The sequence below is a fragment of the Burkholderia arboris genome, assembly GCF_038723655.1.
GTDB classification, from domain to species: domain Bacteria; phylum Pseudomonadota; class Gammaproteobacteria; order Burkholderiales; family Burkholderiaceae; genus Burkholderia; species Burkholderia arboris.
Genome location: NZ_CP109821.1, coordinates 867,380 through 887,979 on the forward strand (window position 1 = coordinate 867,380; position 20,600 = coordinate 887,979).

15 protein-coding genes are annotated in these 20,600 nt (G+C 68.7%); 9 read left to right on the forward strand and 6 right to left on the reverse strand.

Annotated features, from left to right (window positions below; translation table 11 throughout):
• Positions 1 to 65: 65 nt before the first annotated feature.
• Positions 66 to 1,511: a TAXI family TRAP transporter solute-binding subunit gene (locus OHZ10_RS04090; protein WP_256085625.1), complete on the reverse strand. Its 1,446-nt coding sequence runs from the start codon at positions 1,509 to 1,511 to the stop codon at positions 66 to 68.
• A 440-nt stretch (positions 1,512 to 1,951) separates the two neighbouring features.
• On the opposite strand from OHZ10_RS04090, the gene OHZ10_RS04095 reads away from it, so the two are divergent.
• The 5 genes from OHZ10_RS04095 to OHZ10_RS04115 all read left to right on the forward strand — a co-directional run bounded on the left by OHZ10_RS04095 (position 1,952) and on the right by OHZ10_RS04115 (position 8,253).
• Positions 1,952 to 2,317 (forward strand): BON domain-containing protein, encoded by a 366-nt coding sequence (locus OHZ10_RS04095; RefSeq protein WP_059235851.1) that lies wholly within the window; start codon positions 1,952 to 1,954, stop codon positions 2,315 to 2,317.
• Positions 2,318 to 2,455: 138 nt separating this feature from the next.
• Positions 2,456 to 4,546 carry a D-(-)-3-hydroxybutyrate oligomer hydrolase gene (locus OHZ10_RS04100; RefSeq protein WP_342703705.1) on the forward strand — a complete coding sequence of 697 codons (2,091 nt, stop codon included), beginning with the start codon at positions 2,456 to 2,458 and terminating at the stop codon, positions 4,544 to 4,546.
• A 615-nt stretch (positions 4,547 to 5,161) separates the two neighbouring features.
• Entirely contained in the window at positions 5,162 to 6,997 is a 1,836-nt protein-coding gene (locus tag OHZ10_RS04105; RefSeq protein WP_059235847.1) for a S10 family peptidase, read from the forward strand.
• 261 nt (positions 6,998 to 7,258) lie between these two features.
• On the forward strand, positions 7,259 to 7,816 hold the full coding sequence (locus OHZ10_RS04110) for a nucleotidyltransferase domain-containing protein (protein ID WP_059236884.1): 558 nt from the start codon (positions 7,259 to 7,261) through the stop codon (positions 7,814 to 7,816).
• Positions 7,816 to 8,253 carry a hypothetical protein gene (locus OHZ10_RS04115; protein ID WP_174993254.1) on the forward strand — a complete coding sequence of 146 codons (438 nt, stop codon included), beginning with the start codon at positions 7,816 to 7,818 and terminating at the stop codon, positions 8,251 to 8,253. The genes OHZ10_RS04110 and OHZ10_RS04115 overlap by 1 nt, the downstream gene beginning before the upstream one ends.
• Positions 8,254 to 8,367: 114 nt before the next feature.
• Here OHZ10_RS04115 and OHZ10_RS04120 read toward each other — a convergent pair whose 3' ends face one another.
• From OHZ10_RS04120 to OHZ10_RS04140, 5 genes are all read right to left on the reverse strand, one after another.
• Entirely contained in the window at positions 8,368 to 9,156 is a 789-nt protein-coding gene (locus OHZ10_RS04120) for a sulfite exporter TauE/SafE family protein (RefSeq protein WP_059236882.1), read from the reverse strand.
• Positions 9,157 to 9,471: 315 nt separating this feature from the next.
• Positions 9,472 to 10,911 carry a DHA2 family efflux MFS transporter permease subunit gene (locus tag OHZ10_RS04125; protein ID WP_342703707.1) on the reverse strand — a complete coding sequence of 480 codons (1,440 nt, stop codon included), beginning with the start codon at positions 10,909 to 10,911 and terminating at the stop codon, positions 9,472 to 9,474.
• Between the two features lie 136 nt (positions 10,912 to 11,047).
• Complete coding sequence (locus tag OHZ10_RS04130; RefSeq protein WP_059235841.1) at positions 11,048 to 11,779, reverse strand: DsbA family oxidoreductase; 732 nt, start codon at positions 11,777 to 11,779, stop codon at positions 11,048 to 11,050.
• Between the two features lie 182 nt (positions 11,780 to 11,961).
• Positions 11,962 to 12,756: a helix-turn-helix transcriptional regulator gene (locus OHZ10_RS04135; RefSeq protein ID WP_174993256.1), complete on the reverse strand. Its 795-nt coding sequence runs from the start codon at positions 12,754 to 12,756 to the stop codon at positions 11,962 to 11,964.
• Positions 12,753 to 13,715 carry an ornithine cyclodeaminase family protein gene (locus OHZ10_RS04140; RefSeq protein WP_342703709.1) on the reverse strand — a complete coding sequence of 321 codons (963 nt, stop codon included), beginning with the start codon at positions 13,713 to 13,715 and terminating at the stop codon, positions 12,753 to 12,755. The genes OHZ10_RS04135 and OHZ10_RS04140 overlap by 4 nt, the downstream gene beginning before the upstream one ends.
• Before the next feature lie 379 nt (positions 13,716 to 14,094).
• Here OHZ10_RS04140 and OHZ10_RS04145 point away from each other — a divergent pair, with 379 nt between their 5' ends.
• The 4 genes from OHZ10_RS04145 (at position 14,095) to OHZ10_RS04160 (ending at position 20,596) form a co-directional block, all read left to right on the forward strand.
• A complete protein-coding gene (locus OHZ10_RS04145) occupies positions 14,095 to 14,874 on the forward strand; it encodes an ABC transporter substrate-binding protein (protein ID WP_059235835.1) in 780 nt (259 codons plus the stop codon).
• A 67-nt stretch (positions 14,875 to 14,941) separates the two neighbouring features.
• Positions 14,942 to 16,186, forward strand: a complete 1,245-nt coding sequence (locus tag OHZ10_RS04150) for an NAD(P)/FAD-dependent oxidoreductase (RefSeq protein ID WP_059235833.1) — start codon at positions 14,942 to 14,944, stop codon at positions 16,184 to 16,186.
• Positions 16,187 to 16,711: 525 nt separating this feature from the next.
• The gene (locus OHZ10_RS04155) at positions 16,712 to 19,936 is read left to right on the forward strand and encodes a hypothetical protein (protein WP_342703710.1); all 3,225 of its coding nucleotides are present in this window, start codon (positions 16,712 to 16,714) and stop codon (positions 19,934 to 19,936) included.
• 300 nt (positions 19,937 to 20,236) lie between these two features.
• Complete coding sequence (locus OHZ10_RS04160) at positions 20,237 to 20,596, forward strand: hypothetical protein (protein WP_340623849.1); 360 nt, start codon at positions 20,237 to 20,239, stop codon at positions 20,594 to 20,596.
• Positions 20,597 to 20,600 lie beyond the last annotated feature (4 nt).

Sequence of the window (20,600 nt, forward strand, 5' to 3'; positions counted from 1 at the left end):
GCCTGGCGGCGGCCTCCATGTTACGCGGCGGCGCGCGCATGCAGCAATGATCGCGGATCGTCCGCTCACGCGGAACCGGGAGTCGCCCGGGGGCCTTCGCCGGCCGGCGGCGGCGCGGTCTCGGCGCGTGCCTGCGGCGGCCCGCTGGCGCCGGGCGGGCCTGCCGGCGCGTCGTGGTCGTGCGCGGTGAGCCGTTCGCGCACGAAGCCGATGTGCTCGCGCAGCACGTAGAACTGCCCGGCGTACGCCAGCGGCATCTTCATCCGGTTCACGGCTTCCTCGATGTCGTCGAGCTCGTCGAGCAGCTGAACGCGCTCCTCGGCCGTGTGCTCGCCGAGCGCGCTGCGCTCGAGCGCGATCAGCGCGCCGTACCAGCGGTAGATGCGCGAGCGCACGCGCCAGCCATACAGCGACGGCACGAGCCGCAGCCCGGGGATCAGGACGACGACCAGCGGCACGACCACCACCAGCAGCCGGTCGACGAGGCTCGCGACCCAGAACGGCAGCCGCCGGTACAGGAAGGTCTTGCCCGACTTGTAGTAGCGCGCCGCGTCGTCGGACAGCTGGAACCCGCGCGTGACGGGGGACGGGAATTCGCCCGCGTGCTGCAGGATCGTCGCGTGGCCGTGCACCTCGCGCGCGGCCTCGATCAGCAGGTCGGACAGCGCGGGGTGCAGCGAGTCGCGTGCGACGAGTTCGATCGTCGGCGCGACCGTGTGGATGTCGGCGGGCGGCAGGTTGTGGCCGAGATCGTAGACGCCCATCGGCAGCGTGATCGCGGTCAGGTACGGAAAGCGCCGCGCGTAGGCCTCGGCCTGCGTGAACGAATACACGTGCACGCCCGGCGCGCGGAACAGTTTCGCCATCACCGGGATCTGCGTCGAGTCGCCGGACAGGAAGGCCGCGTCGATCTTGCCGTCGAGCAGCGCGGTCGCGGCGTCTTCGCCGGCCGTCGGCAGCAGCTCGGTCGAGCCGCCCGGCACGATGCCGTTCATCTTCAGCAGCGCGAGGCTCAGCTCGCGCGCGCCGCTGCCTTCCACGCCGAGCGCGAGCCGCTTGCCCTTGAAGTCGGACAGGCGCGCAACGACCGGGCCGCGGTACATGATCGCGAGCGGCACGTAGCCGATGCTGCCGAGCGAGACGAGGTGCTCGTCGCGCTCTTTCGGGCCGATGCCGCTCTGCACGAAGCCGACGTCGACCGGCGCGTTCGGGTTCGCCAGCCGTGCGAGGTTCTGCGCGGACCCTTCCGACGACTGGACGTCGAGCGTGACGCCGTTCTTCGCGAGGATCGCCTTGTATTTCTGCGCGGCGTTCCAGTAGGTGCTGCCGGGCGGCCCGGACGAAATCACCAGCGTGGACGGCGGTGCCGGCTGGATCAGCTTGACCGCGAGCCAGACGGCGGCGCCGGCGAGCAGCACGGTCGGGCCGATCGACAGCGCGAGGTCGCGCCACGACACCGCGACGAAGCGGGCGAGGATGCGGCGGGGCGGGCGAGGGCGGGCAGGCTTCATGGGGTCGGCGGATGACGCTGGCGTGACGCATCGATGACGGTCGGGCGGTTGTCACGGGCGATGCGGATTCTCGCGGCGATGGTACCCGGTTTCACCGCACGTGCGCGAGTCGGGCGGCCCGCCGCGGCGCGGCGGCGACAGCGGCGGGCGGCCCCGCGTCAAAAGCTTTGCGCTTCCGCGGGCGCTGGATTACATTGTGCGACGCAGCCGCGCCCGATTCGCGCGCGACCCGGCACGCAATGAGACCGGGCGCGTCCGGCCGGCGGCTGTCCGGCCCGGCCGGCCCGCTTGTCAGCGTGCGCCGACCGCCGGCCCGTGCCGCCTCTCTCGTATCGCCGTGGAAAACACCGGCTGTCCCGCCCGTTCGCGCGCGGGCCGGCTGTTTTTGGGGGTATCCGGCCGTACTGTGCACGGCCGTTCCGGAGTGATAAGGAGATAGCATGAAGTCGATCGTGTTGAGAGCGTTGGGCGTCGCCGCCGTGGCGGCCTGTCTGTCGGGCAGCGTGTATGCGCAGTCGAGCGACGCGGCGGCAACGGAAGCGCCGGCGGCCGCGACGAGCGCGCCGAAGGCTGCCGCGAAAACCGCGAAGAAGGCGAACCGCAAGCTCGGCTACGCGGTGCGCAAGGCGATTTCGAAGGAATCGGGCGTGAATGTGTCGAACCTCGTCGTACGCTCGAAGGGTGGCGCGATCACGCTGGAAGGCACGATGCCGGCCCAGGACCAGATCGACAAGGCCGAAGCCGCGGCCAAGGGCGTGAAGGGCGTGACGTCGGTCACGAACAAGCTGACGGTTCAGCAGCAGTGATGCCGGGCGGCGGCGCGCAAGCGCCGCAGGCGCCCGTTTCCAGGCGGGCCCCGGCATGCCGGGGCCCGTTTGCGCTTCAGAGGCCGACAGCCGCGCGCGACGCGGCGGCGGACCGATAACGATATCGAGAGGGCGGCGATGACGAGGCTCGGGTGGGGCAGGCGGATGGTGTGGGGCGCGGCGCTGGCCGCGGTCGCGATGCTCGGCGCCTGCAACGGCGACGATTCGGCCGAGCGCAACCGGTTGCCCGGCTTCGTGTCCGGCAGCGTGCGCACGACGGCCTACGACGGCGCGAGCGACGACCTGCTGACGGCCGGCCTCGGCAAGACGGGCCTCGGCGCGGCCACCGCGCCCGGCTTCGCGAACGCGTCGCGGCCGACGAGCGCCGAACTGCGCCGTCTCGCGATCTGGTCGAATTACCGTGCGCTCGTCGACATGAGCGCGAACGGCGGCTACGGCCGTTTCTGGGGGCCGAACGTCGACCTCGACGGCAACACCACCCTCGGCGAAGGCAAGATCCCCGGTACCGAATACCTCGCGTACTCCGATGACGGCAGCGGCAGCAAAAACGTGACGCTGCTCGTGCAGGTGCCCGCCAGCTTCAATCCTGCGCAGCCGTGCATCGTCACCGCGACGTCGTCGGGCTCGCGCGGCGTGTACGGCGCGATTTCCGCGGCCGGCGAGTGGGCGCTCAAGCGCGGCTGCGCGGTGGCCTACAACGACAAGGGCGGCGGCAACGGCGCGCACGAGCTGGGCTCCGACACCGTCACGCTGATCGACGGCACGCTCGCCAACGCGGTGCTGGCCGGCACCGCGAGTCTGTTCACCGCGAACGTGACGAGCGGCGATCTCGCCGCCTTCAACAACCGCTTCCCGAACCGCTATGCGTTCAAGCACGCGCATTCGCAGCAGAATCCCGAGCAGGACTGGGGGCGCGTGACGCTGCAGTCGGTCGAGTTCGCGTACTGGGCGCTCAACGAGCAGTTCGGACCGCTGATCGACGGCTCGCATCATGGCGTGCGCTATCGCCCGGGCGACGTCACGACGATCGCCGCATCGGTCAGCAACGGCGGTGGCGCGTCGCTCGCGGCGGCCGAGCAGGACAGTCGCGGCTGGATCACCGCGGTCGTGGTCGGCGAGCCGCAGATCAACGTGCGGATGGCGCCGAATGCGCTCGTGCGCACGGGCGGCCAGCCGGTGCCGTCGTTCGGCCGGCCGCTGGCCGATTACGCGACGCTTGCGAACCTGCTGCAGCCGTGCGCGGCCGCATCGGCATCGCTCGCCGCTGCGCCGTACCTGAGCGCGCTGCCGGCCGCGACCACCCAGTCGATCCGCACGCAACGCTGTGCGACGCTCGCCGCAGCCGGGCTCGTGTCGGGCGCCGATACGCAGAGCCAGGCCGCGGACGCGCTCGCGCAGCTCCATGCGGCCGGCTATCTGGCCGATTCCGACCTGCTGCAGGCGCCGATGTGGGATTCGCAGGCGATTCCGGCGATCGCGGTCACCTATGCGAACGCGTATACGCGCTCGCGCGTCACCGACAACCTGTGCAACTTCAGCTTCGCGACGACGAACCCGGCGACGGGCGCGGTCGCGGCGCCCGCCGCCTCGCCGATGCCGGCCGTGTTCGGCGTCGGCAACGGCGTGCCGCCGACGGCCGGCATCGACCTCGTGTTCAACAACGGCGCGGGCGTCGACCACCGGCTCGCGACGCCCGATGCGAGCTTCGCGGGCGCGCTGTGCCTGCGCCAGCTGTGGACGAACGGGATGCTCGGGATGCCCGCGAACGTCGACGCGGTGCGCGTGAACGCGAACCTGCAAGGCAAGCCGGCGATCATCGTGCAGGGCCGCAGCGACGCGCTCGTGCCGGTGAACCACGCATCGCGCGCGTATGTCGCGCAGAACGGCATCAGCGAAGGCGGCCGCAGCCAGCTCGTGTTCTACGAGGTGACGAACGGCCAGCACTTCGACGCGTTCCTGCCGGTCCCGGGCTTCGACACGCGCTTCGTTCCGGTCCACTACTACAACCTGCAGGCGCTGAACCTGATGTGGCAGCACCTGAAGAACGGCGCGCCGCTGCCGCCGTCACAGGTGATCCGCACGGTGCCGCGCGGCGGCACGCCGGGCGCCGCCCCTGCGCTGACGAGTGCGAACCTCCCGCCGATCTCGACCGCGCCGGGCGCGAACGCGATCACGACCGGCGCCGGCACGATCGACGTGCCGCTCTGACGGCGCCCGCCGCGCCGCCCCGACCAAGCCGGACCGCCGTCCGGCTTTTTTCTTTTCGTCGTCTGGAATCGGTCCCGCACTGCCTTTTATCGGAATGGCGAGCGCCGTAACAAATTATTACTTTACGGCGGTAAATCCGGAACCTATTATGCGCCGGTATTTTCACTTAATTTAATAAATTCCGGATACGAGAATATTCCTTTCCGTTTAGTTAATCGATCCTTTCGATTTTATTAAATCGGCTCGAGCTGCGATTGATCGGTATTTCGTGATTAATCGGCATCTCGCCGAGGGGGATTGTTCGTCAGTTCGAAGTGAAGGCGCCTTGATGGGCGGGCTTTGCGGGGCATCCTTTGGCCGTCGATTTTGTACGAGTGCGAATGCGCGGAATGAATTCGCATTGCTGCGGATTATTGAATTGTCGTTTGCAATGGAATTGATTCCATTGTGCGGTTGCAAAAAAACATGGGTGGGGTAAATCATGCCGGTCGGTATTTGCCGATTCGGTAAAAAACTCGGAGTGCGTCGCATAACGAATGCATTCCCGGTGCGGAGCGCCGGCGCAAATGATCCTTTGCGACCGGCGGTATTTATCGTTCTGTTCGAGAGGCAATAATGACGACACGGAAGTCCTTGAAAGACGGTTTCGCGCTATTCGGAACGACTTTGAGCATGCCGCTCGCCGCAGCCGCGGCCGCGGCGCTGCTCGTCACGGGGTGCGGCGGCGACGACGGGCCGAGCCCGACCGCGTCGGCCGCCGCCGCGGCCGCGACGTCCAGCGGCAGCACGTCGGCCAACACCAACGCAACGGCCGCCGCTGCAGCCGACCAGCCTTACGTCGACACCGACGTGTACGGCACCGGGCCGAACGACGCGGTCACGGATTCGACCGAAGGCGCGGCGGTCGTGCACCGCCAGGTCACGATCGGCGGCAAGACGATCAAGTACACGGCGACCACGGGCCACCTGACGACGATCGATCCGGTCACGTCGGCGCCGAACGCGAAGATGTTCTACGTCGCGTACACGCAGGACAACCCGGACCCGTCGAAGCCGCGCCCGGTCACGTTCTTCTACAACGGCGGCCCCGGCTCGTCGTCGGTCTACCTGCTGCTCGGCTCGTACGGCCCGAAACGCCTGCAGTCGTCGTTCCCGAACTTCACGCCGCCCGCGCCGTACAAGCTGCTCGACAACCCGGACAGCCTGCTCGACCGCACCGACCTCGTGTTCATCAACCCGGTCGGCACCGGTTACTCGGCGGCGATCGCCCCGGCGAAGAACAAGGACTTCTGGGGCACCGACCAGGACGCGCGCTCGATCGACCGCTTCATCCAGCGCTACCTGACCAAGTACTCGCGCTGGAATTCGCCGAAGTTCCTGTACGGCGAGTCGTACGGCACCGCGCGCAGCGCGGTCGTGTCGTGGGTGCTGCATGAGGACGGTATCGACCTGAACGGGATCACGCTGCAGTCGTCGATCCTCGACTACGCGAACGCGCTGTCCGCGCCGGGCACGTTCCCGACGCTCGCGGCCGATGCGTTCTACTGGAAGAAGACGACGCTCAACCCGACGCCGACCGATCTCGACGCGTACATGGTCCAGGCCCGCAACTATGCGGACAACACGCTCGCGCCGCTTGCGCAGAAGCCGAACCCGCAGGACGGCGGCTTCGTGAACGTGCGGCTGAACCTGAACCTGCAGACCGCGCAGCAGATGGGCTCGTACATCGGCACGGACCCGACGTCGCTGATCCAGACGTTCGGCAACCCGGCCGCGCTCGGCAACGTGCCGTCGTCGAACGACAACCCGCCGTACACGTTCTTCCTGACGCTCGTGCCGGGCACGCAGATCGGCCAGTACGACGGTCGCGCGAACTTCACGGGCAAGGGCATCGCGCCGTACATCCTGCCGAACTCGGGCAGCAACGATCCGTCGATCACGAACGTTGGCGGCGCGTACACGGTGCTGTGGAACAGCTACATCAACACCGACCTCAAGTACACGTCGACGTCGTCGTTCGTGGACCTGAACGACCAGGTCTTCAACAACTGGGACTTCAGCCACACGGACCCGACCGGCGCGAACAAGGGCGGCGGCAATACGCTGTACACGGCCGGCGACCTGGCGTCGACGATGAGCGTGAACCCGGATCTGAAGGTGCTGTCGGCGAACGGCTATTTCGACGCCGTCACGCCGTTCCACCAGACGGAGCTGACGCTCGCGCAGATGCCGCTCGATCCGACGCTCAAGGCGCAGAACCTGACGATCAAGAACTACCCGTCGGGCCACATGATCTACCTGAACGACGCGTCGCGGACCGCGCTGAAGGGCGATCTCGCCAGCTTCTACGACGGCATCCTCGCGAACCGTACTGCACTGCAGCGCGTGCTGAAACTGCAGGCGCGCACGCAGCAGCTCAAGCAGCAGAAACTGCAGCAGCAGGGGCAGTAAGCGCCGCGGGCGGCTCGTCGCCCGAAGCGACATGCAGAACACCGCCTCGTCACGCGCCCCGGTTCCTCACGTGGCGTGTGTCGATGGCGGTGCCGTCATTCTCCAGGATGCCCCGTGAGTCACGGACTCTCGGGGCATCGTCGTGTCTGGAGGTCGACGCGTCGATGTATGATCCTCAAAAGAGGGATGAATAGCCCTCTATTGAGGATTTGATGGAAAATCCTCATAATGAGGACAATTGTCCCTGCATTGAGGATTGATGTGAGTCTCGCCGACTTTCTCTTCACACCGGGCATGCAGCGGGTGCTGGGTGCGACGCTGCTGCAACCTGACCGCAGCTTTACGTTACAGGAACTGCTGCGCCTGGCAGACAGTGGGCGCGGTAGCGCCCAAAAGCAGGTGGATCGGTTGGTCGAGGTCGGCGTACTGATGGAAGACGCCCGACGAGGCAGACAACGGAGCATTCGCGCGAATACGGAATTCATCCTTTATCCGGAACTGGTCAGCATCGCGCGCAAGACGTTTGCCGTCGCGGAGCCGTTGAAGGAGGCCTTGTCGCCGTTTGCCGCGCAGATCACCACGGCGTTCGTGTTCGGCTCGGTGGCCAAGCGTTCCGACAGCGGCCGTAGTGACATCGACCTGATCGTCATCGGGAACGTCCGGCTTCTCGAGCTATCTGAAGCCCTGCACGTGGTCGAGCAAAGCCTGCTGCGCCCCGTCAATTTCTCTTTGTACGAGCCTGAGGAATGGGCTGCGCTGGTCGACGCGGACCCCGTCATGGCCCAGATCGCCCAAGGCCCAATGCTGAGGATACTGTGATGCCGCGCCCAGCTGAATACGAAAACCTCATCAGGACGAAAGCCTTCGATCCGGTTGCGCCGACGCCCGGGGCAATCGCGGGCTTCCTGCGCAATGCCGCGGACTACAAGGCCACTGCCGATGAACTGGATCACGCCCGGCATCTGCAGGTGTTGACGTTGGCCCACGAAGGCTATTTTCAGGTGGTACAGGCGATCCTGGAGTTTTATGAGGTGCGAACCAAGGATGCCGGCCGTAACCTAGCCATCCAGCGCGTGTCGACCTCGCTGGGCGTGAGTCCGCAGGAATTTGCGTTCATCACGAAGGCACACGAGCGCCGCAACGGCACGTCGTACGTTTCCCCGTTTCCCCCGGTTTCGAAGGCAGAGGCCGCTACCATGCTGAGCATCCTGGCCAAATACCTGCCCGTTGCACATGCGCTGACAGGTACGCCGTGAGACTCGCCCGGGCGTTCATCAAGACATGAGGTGAAGGCCAGTCGCCAACAGGGACGGTGCTTTTCGTTGGCGATGGGAGTGTGTCGATGCGCGCGGGTCGTCGTGCCGGGCCGCTTACGCGAGCACGAGCCGCACGCCGACCGCGACGAGCGTCGCGGCGAGCAGGTTGCGCAGCAGCCGCTCGGGCGCGCGCGCCGACAGCAGGCTGCCGAGCACGATGCCGGGCAGCGAGCCGAGCAGCAGCGACAGCAGCATCGACCAGTCGACCGAGCCGAGCAGCCAGTGGCCCATGCCGGCGACCAGCGTGAGCGGCACTGCGTGCGCGATGTCGGAGCCGACGATGCGGGTCGTCGCGAGCGCAGGGTACAGCAGCAGGAGCACCGTCACGCCGATCGCGCCGGCGCCGACCGACGTCATCGACACGAGCACGCCGAGCACGGCACCCGTCAGCACGGTCGACCACAGTGTGCGCGCGGGGCTCGGCGCGAGCGGGTTGCGCGCGGCGAATGCGGTGAGCTGAGGCCGGAAGATCAGCGCGAGCGACGTGAGCAGCAGCGCGACGCCGAGCACGAGCTGGATCATCCGCGCGGTGCCCGGCGTATTCATCCCGTGCGTATGGAGCCACCACAGCGTGACGGCCGCGGCCGGCACGCTGCCCGCGGCGAGCCGGCCCGTGATGCGCCAGTCGATCGAGCCCTTCAGGCCGTGGACGAGCGTGCCGGTGGCCTTGGTCGCGGCCGCGTACAGCAGGTCGGTGCCGACCGCTGTCGCGGGATGCACGCCGAACAGCAGCACGAGGATCGGCGTCATCAACGAACCGCCGCCGACGCCCGTCAGGCCGACGAGAATGCCGACGAACAGGCCGGACAGGGAGTACAGCAGATCGATATGGGGAAGCGACATCGGAAGCAGGCGGTTATGCGGCGTTCGGCGGCGGCGCGCGGCTGCGGCGCGCGCGTCAAAGTCCGCCATTGTCGCAAAAGTGGCGCGTCAATGTACGACTGCGTTAAAAATCGGCCGGGAAGGCCCGTGCGGCAGGCGGCCGGGCAAACGTGAAACGGGCGTTCGAGCCGGCGGAGGGCCGATGGCAGTCATCGGCCCGCACAAGTATGACGAATCGGGCGCATGTGTCGCGTCGCGCATCCGGCGCGCGTAAAAAAGGGCGCGACACTGCGCGCCCGGGTTCGATGCCGGTTGCCCGCCCTGGCGAGTCGCCGGTCAGTGCATCGCGGAGCCGGCGCCTTCGACGGCGCGTTGCGGCCGGATGCGCAGCGCGAGGCCGATCAGCGCGGCCACCGCGGCGAACGCCGCCCCGAACGCGAATGCGGCGTGGTAGCCGCCGTTCAGCGCGTCGAGCGGCGTGGCCTGCGCGGCGGCGAGCGCGTCGGTGCGGGCGCCCGCGAGACTCGCGAGGACGGCGAGCCCGAGCGCGCCGCCCATCATGAACGCGGTGTTGACGATCCCCGACGCGAGCCCGGAATCGGCCGGGTCGACGTCGTTCATCGCCGCGAGCAGCATCGGGTTGAACGCGACGCCCGCGCCGATGCCGAGCAGCGTCATGCCGGGCAGCACATGCCACACGAAACCGCCGTCGACCGGCGCGCGCGAGAACAGCGCGAGGCCGCAGGCCGCGATCAGCAGGCCGGCCGCGATCGGGCCGCGGATGCCGAAGCGCATCACGATCCGCGCCGACAGCCCGAGCGAGAACGCGGCCATGATCAGGTTCGCCGGCAGGAACGCGAGGCCGACCTGCAGCGGCCCGTAGCCGAGCACGCGCTGCATGTACAGCGCGGACAGGAAGAACCACGCGAACATCGCGGCCGCCCACAGCACGGCGATCACGTTCGCGAGCGCGACGTTGCGCGCGGCGAACAGCGTCAGCGGCATCAGCGGATGCGCGGCGCGCGACTCGATCGCGATGAACAGCGCGAGCAGCACGACGGCCGCGCCGATCAGCGCGACGGTCTGCGTCGACAGCCAGCCGGCCTCGTTGCCGCCGACGATCCCGTACACGGCCAGCATCAGCGATGCGGTCACGGTGATCGCGCCCGCAACGTCGAGCCGGGCGGTGCCGGCCGGCGCACGCATGCGCGGCAGCAGCGCGGCGCTCATCGCATAGACCGCGACGCCGATCGGCAGGTTGACGAGGAAGATCCAGTGCCACGACAGCGAGCTCGTCAGCAGCCCGCCGAGCAGCACGCCGATGCTGCCGCCGCCCGCGCACACGAAGCCGTAGACGCCCATCGCGCGCGCGCGTTCGCCGGGCTCGGTGAAGAGATTCATGATCAGCGACAGCGAGACGGCCGACACGACCGCGCCGCCGAGCCCCTGCACCGCGCGCGCGGCGATCAGCATCGCCTGCGATTGCGCGAGGCCGCAGGCGAGCGACGCGAGCGTGAACGCGACGAGGCCGGCGAGGAACATGCGCCGCTGGCCGTACAGGTCGCCGAGCCGGCCGCCGAGCAGCAGGCAGCCGCCGAACGTCAGCAGGTACGCGTTGACGACCCACACGAGGGCCGTTTCGGTGAAATGGAGGTCGGTGCTGATCGACGGCAGCGCAACGTTCACGATCGTGCTGTCGAGCACGATCATCAGCACGCCGAGACAGAGAACGATCAGCGCGTACCAGCGCTTCTCGCCGTGGATCCCGTGGGTCATGGGCTTGCAGCCTTCTGATAGTTATTTGAAAGGATGCATTGTAGACGCCATCGGCGCGGGCTTCCTGCCGGTTTGTGGCAGGAGCGTCGCGTAGTCGCGCGCGGGGCCGCGCGCGACTGACAAAGGGAGCAGGACGTTACGAGCGCGCCGGCAGTTCGCAGCCGTCGGGGCCGCAGGCGGCCGCGTCGCTGCCGTCGAGTTCGACGATGCCGTCGCGCCACGCCTGTTCGAGCGCCTGCGCGAACGCGTCGGCCGGCTGCGCGCCCGACACCGCGTAGCGGCCGCCGAGCACGAACAACGGTACGCCGCGCCCGCCGATCTGCGCGGCGCGTGCGATGTCGGCTTCGACTTCGTCGCGGTATGCGTCGCTGCGCAGCACGGCTTCGACGGCCGAGCGTTCGAGCCCGGCTTCGACCGCGAATTCGGTCAGCTCGGCATGATCGAACAGCGAGCCGTGCTCGCAGAAATACGCGCGGTACAGGCGCTCGGTCAGCGCGTGCGCGCGGCCGGTCGCTTCCGCGAGCTTCACGAGCCGGTGGCCGTCGAGCGTATCGCCGACCAGCGTGCCGGGCAGGTCGTAGCGCAGCCCGACGCTCGCGGCCGCATCGGTGACCTGGCGCAGCATCTGGTCGACCTGCGCGGGCGACATCCGGTATTTGCCGGCCAGCATCGCCTCGACCGGCTCGACAGGCTGGCCGGGCATCAGCCGGTACGCGCGCAGCGCGACGTCGACCCGATCGGCATGCGCGAACGCGGCGAGCGCCTCGTCGAAACGGCGCTTGCCGATCCAGCACCACGGGCAGATCAGGTCGGACCAGATTTCGACGGTCAGGGTCGGGCGGGCAGTCGGGGCGGGGGCGGTCGTCATGGGCGGTCCAGGGCGGCAAAAAAGTGTAACCGGGACTATATCACTTTATGCTTCGACGCCAGGGCGCGCGCAGACCCGTGCGGAACGGGGCCGTACCCGGCGTATCACGAAGCATAGACAGGGAAATGGCTTCCCGGTAGCGATGACCGATGCGGGCCGTCGTTGCGCCCGCCGCGCAGCGCTTACGCGTCGCCTTGCGTTTCCTTCAGGTGCTTGAGGTGCTTGTAGACCGTTGCGCGCCCCATCCCGAGCACGTTCGCGACGTAGTTCGCCGCGCTCTTGCCGCGGAACGCGCCTTCCGCGTAGAGCGCCTCGACGAGCTCGCGCCGGTGCTCGCGCGTGAGCCCGTTCAGCCCGACCTGCCGCTCGCGCAGCCAGCCGTGCAGGAACGTGTTGATGCGCTCCTGCCAGTCGTCGCGGAACAGCTCGTCGGGCTGGGCGACGACGCCCGCGCCCTTGATGAACAGGTCGAGCGTCGCGCGCACCTCGTCGAACACCGCAATGTTGAAGTTGATGCACATCATCCCGGCCGGGCGGCCGTCGTCGTCGAACAGCACGTTGCTGACGCAGCGCATCCGCCGGCCGTCCCAGTTCAGCTTCTCGTACGGGCCGATCACGCGTTCGCGCGCGGAATGATCGATCTCCTCGAGCGCGGAATCGTCGCCGACCTCGCGCTTCGACAGGTTGTTCGCGAGATACAGCACGGTCTGGTCGTGCAGGTCGTGGATCACGACTTCCGCGTACGGGAAGAACAGCGCGGCGATACCGTCGGCGATCGGCGCATAGCGGGTGAGCAGCAGGTCTTTGACGGGGGATTTCTTCTTGCGCATCGGTGTCGCCATCTCGGGTGGGCGGGAGCCGGGCAGCGCGTCGGGCCGGCGTGCCGGCGCGCCGGTGGCCGGCATGCCCGTGCGCCCGCGCGCGGCCGCCGCGGCGGTTGCGTCATTGTATCGGCCCCGCGTGCGCGTGCCGCTCATGCGCGCGTCAGCTGCGTATACAGTGCGTGCGCGATCGCGATGTCCTCGAGCCCGAGGCCGATCGAGCGGAAGAACGCGTGACGCGTGCGCGACGGCGCTGCGCAGGCGCCGGCGACGAGCGCGGGCAGGTCGCCGACGATCCGCCCGGCCTCCCAGCCGTGATCGGCCGCCGCGATCTGCATCTCGCCGGCGCTTGCCGGGGTCGTGTGCCGGTAGTCGCAGTACACGTCCATGTCGGGCAGCCATGCGGGCGGGATTTCGTGCGCGCGCGCGACGTTCGTGCTGATCGACGTGACGAGCGCGGGGCGCGTGAGCATCCCGTCGCCGAGCACGGGCGTGCCCGACGACGTGCACAGCATCACGACGTCCGCGTCGCGCACGCAGGCTTCGACACTCGCAGCCGCACGTGCGCGCGAGTCGAGTTCGGCGAGCGTTGCCTGCTGCGCGGCATCGCCGGCGAGCGCGGGCGAGTACACGCTGATCGTCTCCCAGTCGCGCAGTGCCGCCGTGTGCCGCAGGTGCGCGAGGCCGACCGCGCCTGCGCCGACGATCGCCAGATGGCGTGCGTCGCGCGCCGCGAGGCAGTCGACCGCGAGCGCCGTCGTGCCGGCCGTGCGTTCGACGGTCAGCAGCCCCGCGTCGCACCACATCAGCGGCTGGCCGGTCTGCATCGACATCAGCGCGGTCCACGCGGTGACGATCGGCCTGCCGCCCGTCACCACGTACGGCGACAGCTTCGCGCCGAAGACCTGCGCATCGGCGAGCGCGCCGAGATACGTGATGAAGTCGCCGGCCTGGTCGGGAAACAGCGTGAGCGTCTGCGGCGGCTGCACCGCGCGCGCCGCGGCGAGCGACGCGAACATGCGGCGCAGCGTGCCGAGCACGTCGAGCGATGGCAGCGCCGCACGCACGGCGGCTTCGTCGACGGTCAGCGGCAGGGTCGGGACGGTTTGCGTCATGGGGACATCTCCGGTCGGTGCCGGACAGACCGTCTCGAAAGGCGGTGTCCGGTGGTGTTCGTGATGGACTAAAAGTCTAATATAGACAAACAAATTCTGGAGGATTTTTCTTTTCGAGACGTTGTGTCGTTGCCTGGATGATGAAAAACACCATGAAATCAAGGATCTTTTGACGAGGTGTCGAAATCCGGGCGGGGTGCAGCAGGACGAGACTCTCGTATCCCCTATAGTCTATAGTAGACTTTTAGTCTATATTTCGCGTGCAGGACAGGATGCGCCGCCACGCGGCGGCCGCCTGCATCGAATGCCGATCCGGCGCCCGGCCGAGGGCGTCGTGCAACCGATCTCCATCGCCTCAATCCAGAACGGAAGGACCGTCATGAACTGGAAGCTTTCCCTTTGCGCCGCTGCGGCGCTCGCGTGCGCGGCCGTCACGGCCCATGCGGAACAGACCACGTTGCGCTTCGGGATCGAAGCGGCCTATCCGCCGTTCGAGAGCAAGACGCCGGCCGGTCAGCTGCAGGGCTTCGACGTCGACATCGGCAATGCGGTGTGCGCGAAGCTGAACATGAAATGCGTGTGGGTCGAGAATGCGTTCGACGGCCTGATCCCGGCGCTGCAGGCGCGCAAGTTCGACGCGATCAATTCGGCGATGAACATCACCGCGAAGCGCAAGCAGAGCATCGACTTCACGCCGGCGATCTACGTGGTGCCGATCGTGATGGTGGCCAGGCGCGGTTCGCCGCTGCGGCCTGACGTCGCGAGCCTGCGCGGCAAGCATGTCGGCGTGCTGCAGGGCTCGTCGCAGGAGGATTTCCTGAAGGCGCACTGGGCCAACGCGGGCGTGGCCGTCGTGTCGTACCAGGATCAGGACCAGATCTACGCCGATCTCGTCGCGGGGCGGCTCGATGCGGCCGTGCAGGAAGCGCAGACCGCGCAGGACGGCTTCCTCGACAAGCCGGCCGGCCGCGATTACCAGATCGTCGGCGACGCGCTGAAGGATCCGGCGACGCTCGGCGAGGGCACGGGCTTCGGGATGCGCAAGAACGACAAGGCGCTGCAGGCGAAGATCGTCGGCGCGCTCGACGCGCTGAAGAAGGACGGCACGCTGAGCGCGCTGTCGCAGAAGTACTTCAAGCGCGACATCATCGCGAAGTAAGCATCGCCGCGCGCCGGCCGCGATGCCGGTGCGCCGCCCATCGAATCTCGACACGGTACAGGGAACCATGGATTTCGACGTCATCGTTCTGGGAGCCGGCATCGTCGGCGTGTCGTCGGCGCTGCATCTGCAGGATCGCGGGCTGCGCGTCGCGCTCGTCGACCGGCGCGCGCCCGGCGAGGAAACGAGCCACGGCAATGCCGGGCTGATCGAGCGCTCGTCGGTCGTGCCGTACGCGTTTCCGCGCCGGCTCGGCACGTTGCTGCGCTATGCACGCAACCGCTCGGTCGATCTCTACTGGGACTACCGCGCGCTGCCCGCGTATGCGGGCTGGCTCGCGCGCTTCTGGCGCGAATCGTCGCCGCAACGGCTCGCGGCCGCCGCGCGCGACCTGCTGCCGCTCGTCGCGGCGAGCGTCGTCGAGCACGATGCGCTGCTCGCGCGGACCGATGCGCAGCCCCTCGTACACGACGGCGGGTGGATCGAGGCGTTCCGTTCGCCCGCGTTGTTCGACGCGGAGGCGCGCGCGCAGCAGCGCGTGGCCGACGCGCACGGGTTGCGGATGAGCGTGCTCGATGCGCATGCGCTGCGCGCGCGCGAGCCGGGTATCGGCGACGCATTCTGCGGCGCTTTCCACTGGCAGGACCCGAAGACGGTGTCGAGCCCGGGCGGGCTGACCAAGGCCTACGCGCGGCTGTTCGAGCGCGACGGCGGCACGTTCGTGCTCGGCGATGCGAAGACGCTCGTGCAGGTGGACGGTGGCTGGCAGGTCGGGACCGAACACGGGCCGATTGCCGCGCGCTCGGCCGTGGTCGCGCTCGGGCCGTGGTCCGATCACGTGTTCGCGCCGCTCGGCTACCGGATTCCGCTGCGCGCCAAGCGTGGCTATCACATGCACTACCGGCCGACGCGCACGCCGTTGAACGTGCCCGTGTGCGACACCGAGGAAGGCTTCGTCGTCGCGCCGATGGAGGGCGGCCGCCTGCGGCTCACGACGGGCGTCGAGATCGCGCTGCGCGGTGCGCCGCCGACCGGCGTGCAGCTTGCGCGGGCCGAACCGCTGGCGCGCGACGCGTTCGGCATCGGCGAACGGCTCGATCCGGAACCGTGGCTCGGGATGCGGCCCTGCACGCCGGACATGCGTCCGGTGATCGGGCCCGCGCCGCGCCACCGTCATTTGTGGTTCGCGTTCGGCCATTGCCACCACGGGCTCACGCTCGGCCCCGCGACCGGGCGTCTGCTCGCCGAAATGATGACGGGCGCGCCGACCTATATCGATCCCCATCCGTACCGGCCCGCGCGCTTCGGTTGAACCTGTCGCGCGCTAGGGCGGCTCCGGCCGCCGGCGCGCGCTGCCCCGCTCATGCCGGCGGCCATGCGCGCGTTTCACAGTTTTTCATTCGGCTATCCGAATTATCGAAAGCCACGCAATCGGAAATGATCTGCGTAATCGGCAAGAAAGAAAATCGCGAGATAAATAAAATCAGAAAATTCGCGATTTATCAATGCATTTTCATATTGGTGAAATGCGCAACCGGCGGCGGTCGCTGACGGTATAGGGCGCTATCGCGGCCGGGTGTTCCGGCGTTACGCGGGATGTACCGGAACACGTTACCACGGGGCTCGCAAACGTTACGTTACATCCACGTCCCGGCAGCGTCTATCGTCAGACGATTTGGGATCGGAAGCCCGTGTATTTCGTCTGAAATCGATTAAAAAAGCGTTATTGACCACTAATGGCCAGACGAATCAATCCGCTTTTTTGAATTGGCACGCTTCGTGCAATCCGTCCCCATGCTTTATCAACGTGGTGCCAACCGAGATGGGGAAAATAACGATGGGACACAATCTTAAATTGACGGGTGTGGCGCTGTCGGTCGCGACGGTGTTCGGGGTGCTGGCTTCGGGTTCCGCGATGGCGGGGGCCCTCGATTCGCTGCCGATCCCGCAAGTGATCGTCAATCCGCCGACGAACAGCGTGACGGTCGGGCTGGTCGCGACGGGCACGTCGCCGCTGGGCTCGGTTACCGTTGCGGCGGGCGGGTCGGGTGCGATCCAGACGTCGCTCGGCGATCCCGGTCAAGCGCTGTCGGGCGCCGTGGGGGCGGTGACGGGCGCACTCGGCGGCGGTGGCGGCACGGTGCAGCCGCTCGCGCCGGTACAAGGCGTGTTGAACCAGGTGACGGGGGCACTGAATGGCGGCAACCCCGCAGGCGCATTGACGGGTGCGCTGAGCACGGCGACGGGGACGCTGAGCAATGCGGTTGGCACGGTAACGGGTGCACTGGGCAATGTCGGCGGCGGCGCAAACCCGCTGGCGCCGGTGCAGGGTGTGGTGAATCAAGTGACGGGTGCGCTCGGTGGCGGTAATCCGGCTGGTGCACTAACCGGCGCGCTGGGCCAGGTGACGGGCGCGCTGGGCGGTATCGGCGGCGGCGCGAATCCGCTGGCGCCGGTGCAAGGCGTGGTGAATCAGGTTACGGGTGCGCTCGGTGGCGGCAACCCGGCCGGTGCGCTGACCGGCGCGCTGGGCCAGGTGACGGGCGCGCTGGGCGGTATCGGCGGCGGCGCGAATCCGCTGGCGCCGGTGCAAGGCGTCGTGAATCAAGTCACGGGCGCGCTCGGTGGCGGTAATCCGGCTGGTGCGCTGACCGGCGCGCTGGGCCAGGTGACGGGAGCGCTGGGCGGTATCGGCGGCGGCGCGAATCCGCTGGCGCCGGTGCAAGGCGTCGTGAATCAAGTCACGGGCGCGCTCGGCGGCGGTAACCCGGCTGGAGCACTGACGGGCGCGCTGGGCACGGTGACGGGCGCACTGGGTGGTATCGGTGGCGGCACGAATCCGCTGGCGCCTGTACAAGGCGTCGTGAATCAGGTCACGGGCGCGCTCGGTGGCGGTAATCCGGCTGGTGCACTGACGGGCGCGCTAGGCACGGTGACGGGCGCACTGGGTGGTATCGGTGGCGGCGCGAATCCGCTGGCGCCGGTGCAAGGCGTGGTGAATCAGGTCACGGGTGCGCTCGGTGGCGGCAACCCGGCCGGTGCGTTGACCGGCGCACTCGGCAGTGTGACGGGCGCACTGGGTGGCATCGGTGGCGGCTCGAACCCGCTCGCGCCGGTCCAGGGCGTCGTGAACGGGCTTATTGGCTCCATCGGCGGCGGCGATCCGGCCGGCGCACTGACCGGTGTCGTCGGCACGGTGACGGGCGCGCTGGGCAACCTCGGCAGCGGCTCGAACCCGCTCGCGCCGGTTCAAGGCGTGGTGAACGGTGTCGCGGGCGCACTTGGCAGCGGCAACCCGGCAGGTGCACTGACGGGGGCTCTCGGCACGGTAACGGGGGCACTGGGTGGTATCGGCGGTGGCGCGAACCCGTTGGCGCCGGTTCAGGGCGTAGTGAATCAGGTGACGGGCGCACTTGGCAGCGGCAACCCGGCAGGCGCACTGACGGGGGCTCTCGGCACGGTAACGGGGGCACTGGGTGGTATCGGCGGTGGCGCGAACCCGTTGGCGCCGGTTCAGGGCGTAGTGAATCAGGTGACGGGTGCACTTGGCAGCGGCAACCCGGCAGGCGCACTGACGGGGGCACTCGGCACGGTAACGGGCGCACTGGGTGGCATCGGCGGGGGCTCGAACCCGTTGGCGCCGGTCCAGGGCGTCGTGAACCAGGTCACGGGCGCGCTCGGCGGCGGCAACCCGGCCGGCGCACTGACCGGTGCACTCGGTACGGTGACGGGGGCATTGGGCGGTCTCGGCGGCGGCAACCCGGCCGGCGCATTGACCGGCGCACTCGGTACGGTGACGGGGGCGCTGGGCGGTCTCGGCGGCGGCGCGAACCCGATCACGCCGATCCAGAACGTCGTGAACCAGGTCACGGGCACGCTCGGCAGCGGTAACCCGGCCGGCGCCCTGAGCAACGCGGTCAACACGATCACGGGCGCACTCGGCAACGTCGGCGGTGCAGGGAGCCCGCTCGCGCCGGTGCAAGGCGTCGTCACGCAGCTCGCCGGCACGCTCGGCAACGGCGATCCTGCCGGTGCGCTGACGAACGCGCTGAACTCCGTGACGGGCGCGCTCGGCGGGGCGAACCCGCTGGCGCCGGTGCAGGGCGTCGTGAACCAGGTCGTCGGCACGCTGTCGGGTGCAGGCGGCGGCAGCCCGATCACGCCGATCACGAACCTCGTCAACGGTCTGCAGAACGCGCTGCCGGGCGGCAATCCGGCCGGCGCGATGACCGGCGCACTCGGGTCGGTGACGGGGGCGCTCGGCAACCTCGGCGGCTCGAACCCGCTGGCGCCGGTGCAAGGCGTCGTGAACCAGGTCGTCGGCGCGCTCGGCGGCAGCAACCCGGCCGGCACGCTGAGCAATGCGGTCGGTACGGCCACGGGCGCACTCGGCAACGCGGTCGGCTCGGTTGCAGGCGCGCTCGGCGCACTGGGCGGCACGAGCCCGCTGGCGCCGGTGCAGGGTGTCGTGAACCAGGTCGTCGGTACGCTCGGCAGCGGCAATCCGGCCGGTGCACTGACGGGCGCGCTGAACTCGGTGACGGGCGCCCTCGGCAATCTCGGAGGCTCCAACCCGCTGGCGCCGGTGCAGGGCGTCGTGAACCAGGTGGTCGGCACGTTGTCGGGCGCGGCGGGCAACAGCCCGATCGCACCGATCACGAACCTCGTGAATGGCCTGACGGGCGGCGGCAATCCGGCCGGCGCACTGACCGGCGCACTCGGTTCGGTGACGGGCGCACTCGGGAACGGGCCGGCGGCACTCGGCCAGGCGGCCGGCGCGCTGTCGGGCGCAGCCGGTTCGACGGCAGCGGCAGGCGGCAGCCTGCTCGGCGCGGGCGCGAACGCGGCCGGCGGCACGGCGGGCGCGGTCGGCTCGCTGCTGACGACGGGCGCCAACTCGACGGCGACGGTCGTCAATGCGGTCGGCACGTCGGTAGGGACGGCGCTCGGTTCCGCGCCGAGCCTGTCGGTGACGCCGCATTCGGGCAACAGCTCGCCGAACAACCCGCTCGCACCGGTGACGACGCTGCTCCAGTCGCTGACGGGCGCACTGCCGAAGTAACCGGCGGGAACGCACGGCGGCGCCGCATCGGCCGCCGTGCGAGAGGGTCGTGCAACACGGGTCGTGCAACGCGGCATGACAGTAATGTCATGCCGCGTTGTCTTTTTCGGGCTTCAGGCTTTCTTTCGTCCCATGAATGACCGCTGCCGATCGCCGCGGCGCAGCATGGAATAACCGGTCCCCGCCGTCCGTTTACATACCGAGTTCCGGCTCGGCCGGCCGGCGGGATAATGGCCGCAACGCAGCCGATCGCACCGTCCGGCCCCGCCGTGCCGTAACACCACGCCAAGGAGAACGGGAATGAAACGGATGCTATTCGCCGTCGCACTGACGGCGGCGATCGTGCGGCCGGCGGCCGCGGAACCGCCCCGGGCCGCCGACGGGAAACTGGTCGACGAAGCGCACATGACGCTGTACGTATTCGATCGCGACGCGCCCGGCAAGAGCGCGTGCGACAGCGCGTGCACGGCCAACTGGCCGCCTGCGCTCGCCGATGCATACGACAAGGCGTCGGGCGCGCTGAGCCTCGTCGCGCGCGACGATGGCAAGAAGCAATGGGCGTATCGCGGGCGTCCGCTGTATCGCTGGAAGATGGACCGCAAGGCCGGCGACGCGGGCGGCGACGGGATCGGCGGCATGTGGCACGTCGCGCGTCCGTGATCGC

Excerpts from the sequence above, each read along its gene's own strand:
- OHZ10_RS04095 (WP_059235851.1), top strand. The coding sequence starts at position 1,952 with ATGAAGTCGATCGTGTTGAGAGCGTTGGGCGTCGCCGCCGTGGCGGCC.
- OHZ10_RS04105 (WP_059235847.1), top strand. The coding sequence starts at position 5,162 with ATGACGACACGGAAGTCCTTGAAAGACGGTTTCGCGCTATTCGGAACG.
- OHZ10_RS04160 (WP_340623849.1), top strand. The coding sequence starts at position 20,237 with ATGAAACGGATGCTATTCGCCGTCGCACTGACGGCGGCGATCGTGCGG.
- OHZ10_RS04100 (WP_342703705.1), top strand. The coding sequence starts at position 2,456 with ATGACGAGGCTCGGGTGGGGCAGGCGGATGGTGTGGGGCGCGGCGCTG.
- OHZ10_RS04115 (WP_174993254.1), top strand. The coding sequence starts at position 7,816 with ATGCCGCGCCCAGCTGAATACGAAAACCTCATCAGGACGAAAGCCTTC.
- OHZ10_RS04140 (WP_342703709.1), bottom strand. The coding sequence starts at position 13,715 with ATGACGCAAACCGTCCCGACCCTGCCGCTGACCGTCGACGAAGCCGCC.
- OHZ10_RS04145 (WP_059235835.1), top strand. The coding sequence starts at position 14,095 with ATGAACTGGAAGCTTTCCCTTTGCGCCGCTGCGGCGCTCGCGTGCGCG.
- OHZ10_RS04090 (WP_256085625.1), bottom strand. The coding sequence starts at position 1,511 with ATGAAGCCTGCCCGCCCTCGCCCGCCCCGCCGCATCCTCGCCCGCTTC.
- OHZ10_RS04135 (WP_174993256.1), bottom strand. The coding sequence starts at position 12,756 with ATGAGCGGCACGCGCACGCGGGGCCGATACAATGACGCAACCGCCGCG.
- OHZ10_RS04150 (WP_059235833.1), top strand. The coding sequence starts at position 14,942 with ATGGATTTCGACGTCATCGTTCTGGGAGCCGGCATCGTCGGCGTGTCG.
- OHZ10_RS04130 (WP_059235841.1), bottom strand. The coding sequence starts at position 11,779 with ATGACGACCGCCCCCGCCCCGACTGCCCGCCCGACCCTGACCGTCGAA.
- OHZ10_RS04125 (WP_342703707.1), bottom strand. The coding sequence starts at position 10,911 with ATGACCCACGGGATCCACGGCGAGAAGCGCTGGTACGCGCTGATCGTT.
- OHZ10_RS04120 (WP_059236882.1), bottom strand. The coding sequence starts at position 9,156 with ATGTCGCTTCCCCATATCGATCTGCTGTACTCCCTGTCCGGCCTGTTC.
- OHZ10_RS04155 (WP_342703710.1), top strand. The coding sequence starts at position 16,712 with ATGGGACACAATCTTAAATTGACGGGTGTGGCGCTGTCGGTCGCGACG.